Origin of the sequence: Arsenophonus sp. ENCA, assembly GCF_002287155.1 — a bacterium.
Lineage (GTDB): Bacteria > Pseudomonadota > Gammaproteobacteria > Enterobacterales > Enterobacteriaceae > Arsenophonus > Arsenophonus nilaparvatae.
In genome coordinates, this window is record NZ_NHNG01000326.1 from 1 (window position 1) to 3671 (window position 3671).

Genomic DNA, 3671 nt, shown 5'->3' on the forward strand with positions numbered 1-3671 from the left:
TACAGGTTTCGATCTTGACCAGCGGGTCACCCAACTTGTCGATCGTCTGTTGGTGATACTGGTTTGCAAAGAGGTCATTCTTAATGGCGCTGCGTTTCTTCATGGTGGTTAGCTCAGTAGACCAGCTTCCGATAACTTTATCAGCAAAATCAAACTCGGCTTAGGTTTTTCGAGGTGCCCATCACTAACTGTAGCATTCATAGAACTGTCACTTGATAATCGAATATAACCATGTTTATTACCAATACCGAAATTATTCATACACTATTACCTAATAGAAATTAATTATTAATAAATATATGGAAGCGTAAAATTTATACTATTTCATATTAGGCTAAAACCAAAATCCGCTTAATAGAACATTTAGCCTTTATTAATCAGCTTCTTTTTTTAAACAGTATTGACGCTTTCGACTAAATTAAAAATAAAGGTTCCGATCCAATAAAACAGATACCCAATAAAATCAATAGCTGTTTACCATAAAACTGCTATCTGTTGCTTTGAACAAATTGAAGCAATCTTACTGTGACAGAACCAAAAAATTATTCTTTAAAGGATATTTTAATGATCAACTGTAAATATACAATTCTCTGGCGCAGTTTTTTCACAGGCATCATAAATAAGTCCAAAAGGCCCATCTTCTTTTTTCCATAGGTTACCTACAGTTTGGATGGTAAACTCTCTTTCATTTTCATTCTTTAAAACAAACTTCATATCTAGGGTTTTATCATCATCAACTAAATAGGTACAATGCTGAAACTTGCTAGGAGCCGTCTGACTTTCCTGTATTGCAAGTACCATTTCAAAAGATTGTAGCGCTGCTTTTTCTGCAATAATGCCTTGCAACACCCCACGCCACTCTCCATTTATTCCATCTGCGCGGAAAACACCGCTAGCACCTGCAATTTTATTTAATGCAGGACAATTTTCAGTGGCCTGAGATGTTAGAGAAAAACCCAGTGATGATGCTACAATTATCATGGTTACTATTTTTTTCATGCCAAATGCTCCTTATTTATATATTTGTACAAATTACTATTTATATATTTAAGCAGATCATGATTTGTATACCAGAAATTCATTAATACAAGATTATATTAACTAAGATATGATTTGATTAATTTACAGTAACAACTGTTTTACAAAATTTTCTGTGATATTAAAATAATTTAGTGTTATTAAATTATTTTATTCACTATTTGGTTAATAAAATAGTTATCTATATCAGTTTTCAATTTTTTAATGTATATATTACCTGGTAAAATAATACTATTTTTTATGCTAATCGCTTGCTGATGCTCTAAATCGTATAAATCCAGAAAAAATGTGTTGTAAGCAGGAATGAGGTTTGACTACTCAATTATTGATTGTTGAAGATTATACTGAACATCAAAACTGAATAGTAATAAATAAAAAAATTGAGGATATTTGGCTAAATATCGATATTAGAGTAAAAATAAATTAATATTATTTTTAAATTACAATAAGTATTAATAATCAAGGAATAGACTTTATAAGTTGTTAAAATGGAAGAAAAAAACGCATTTTACAAAAATGACTAGCAAAATATTTTCTTTCGTGGTGAATATTAAGAAAGGCAGCGTTAACCACGCTGCCTTCATTTTACTAAATCAAACATTAACTTTATCATCTTAATGCTTGTTGTATGCTCTTTTCAAAGTCGTCCCAATTACATAAGCCACTTTCATCAATTGGGCAATTCTCAAGCGATAAAGTGACCTGTTTTGGTGGGTTATTTAATGTCAATGGCGTCCCATCGCGCAATTGATTTACTGACTGATAAATATATTCAACTTTTAGATAATCTTTATTGGTTTTCTTATTATGCCAGCGCTGAAACACTAATTTGCCACCAATGGGTGTGTTTTCATATTGTTCAGGCAACTGATAAGGGGCAAAATCCAGAGCAGACATGACTGATGCAATATTTGCATTATGACCAAACATAATCAGTAATTTTGATTTTTCATTCTTATTTTGTTCAACAAAATGCGAATTTATATAGTTTAATAAAGGCTTAGCTATATTTTTAGCAACAATCTTAGTTGTAAATGCAACTGCATGATAGCCATTTTTAATTTCATTAAGTGTTTTCCATTGCTCTGGTGTATTAATTGTTCCCCAAGCAACGTCTTTTGTAGCAAATCCTTGGTAATACTGCAGATCAAAAACGTCTACAGCGGATGTTGCTAATCCTAACGGTCCAAACACAAGTGGCTGTTTATCTGCACTAATAATCATCTTATTGGGGGTACTAATCAGATCACACAACTTGTCTTTTTTACATAGTGTTGAATTTTTAAAATCCAAAATAGTGGAAATTTGTTTATAAGCTTCTGCTAAATCTAAATGTACTAATTTTTCAGTCATAGCGGTTATGGCTTGCTGTTTAAGTTCTGCACTGTTGTCAGTAATAACTAAGTCAAAAATAGGATCCAATTTTCCTTTAGCCATATCTGTTCGATAAAAAGCTTTAATCGAACAATCAGGAAAAGCACCAGTAATAAAAGATTGTGCTGTGGCAATAGTGCGCTGTAGATTGTTCGCATAAATATAAACATTATTTGAGTCTGGACATTGATCTGGCCGCAAAAGCCCTACTCTATCAAACCAAGACCCAAAGTAGTTCCCCATATAAATCTCTAATTGACGGCCTTTATTGGTAAGATTTCCATCTTTAGTATGCCAAATAGGCCAAAGTTTATTCGTTGCGCGGGCTAATATATCCTCATATATTATTGGTGCTCTTAAATTATGCCTACTTAAAATTAATACCTGAGTCAATTCATAATCTTGAAATTTTTCTAACGAATAACTTACTGGCGATATTAAAGTTAAAAGAAGCCATATCATTAATCTTTTTTTCATCTTTTCAACGCTCCTTTAAAGTTTATTATAATTTATTTTATTAATAAAACTTTATTTAGATGGAGTCAATTAAAAATAAATTTCATTTACCATAAAATTTTGACTTTGCTTGTTTTTAAGAATATTTATTAACGTCCACTTCAATTACATGCAATAAGATGGTATCTGGCAATACATTTTCTAGTAATAAATTTTTCTTATATTACAAACAAAAAAATCATTAACATAATTAATATTTATTTAATGTCGGATAACTCTTTACATACCTTTAACAAACAGGCATTGCAATCAGAATAATATACTGATTAGGGTCATATTTTAGTGAAAAAAACTAAAACATTTCGCCAATTACAACGTATTAATTACAAGACTGATATTACAAAAATAAAAGTCTATATTATATCTATTATTATATAAAATAAAAATTCTCGATTATTAAATTAATACAAGGAAGCAGCCTAGCGGCTGCAAATCGATATCGGGTAGAATGGTGGTACCTTGAACTTCTGGAAATCATATAAAATTACCCCCGCGCTTTCTGAATTCACTCCTCGCCCTCTAAAAACGTTGTTTCAACGAAACGGTGCTTGGGCCGAACTGCTAAACACTTACCCACTGAGGCCTGTTGAAGTAGAAGTTGTCACCAAAATGCTAGCTTGTGGCACACCACTTATGGGAAGCCGCGAATTATGCTGTGAGAATACCCATTGTCCACATCGGCGCCTTATTTACCAAAGCTGTAAAGGTCGGGGATGCCCGAGCTGCGGCAAAAAGGCCACCGA

At 32.2% G+C, this 3671-nt stretch carries 4 protein-coding genes; 1 reads left to right on the forward strand and 3 read right to left on the reverse strand.

The window, feature by feature from the left end; all coding sequences use genetic code 11:
• Window positions 1-108: 108 nt before the first annotated feature.
• The 3 genes from CBG25_RS08690 to agp form a co-directional block, all read right to left on the reverse strand.
• A complete protein-coding gene (locus tag CBG25_RS08690) occupies window positions 109-261 on the reverse strand; it encodes a hypothetical protein (protein ID WP_290606056.1) in 153 nt (50 codons plus the stop codon).
• Window positions 262-561: 300 nt separating this feature from the next.
• Window positions 562-999, reverse strand: a complete 438-nt coding sequence (locus CBG25_RS08695) for a DUF3757 domain-containing protein (protein ID WP_290606058.1) — start codon at window positions 997-999, stop codon at window positions 562-564.
• 648 nt (window positions 1000-1647) lie between these two features.
• Window positions 1648-2889 carry a bifunctional glucose-1-phosphatase/inositol phosphatase gene (gene agp, locus CBG25_RS08700; RefSeq protein ID WP_290606060.1) on the reverse strand — a complete coding sequence of 414 codons (1242 nt, stop codon included), beginning with the start codon at window positions 2887-2889 and terminating at the stop codon, window positions 1648-1650.
• Window positions 2890-3387: 498 nt separating this feature from the next.
• Here agp and CBG25_RS08705 point away from each other — a divergent pair.
• The coding region (locus CBG25_RS08705) for a transposase zinc-binding domain-containing protein (protein ID WP_290606062.1) at window positions 3388-3671 on the forward strand (284 nt) is incomplete at its 3' end.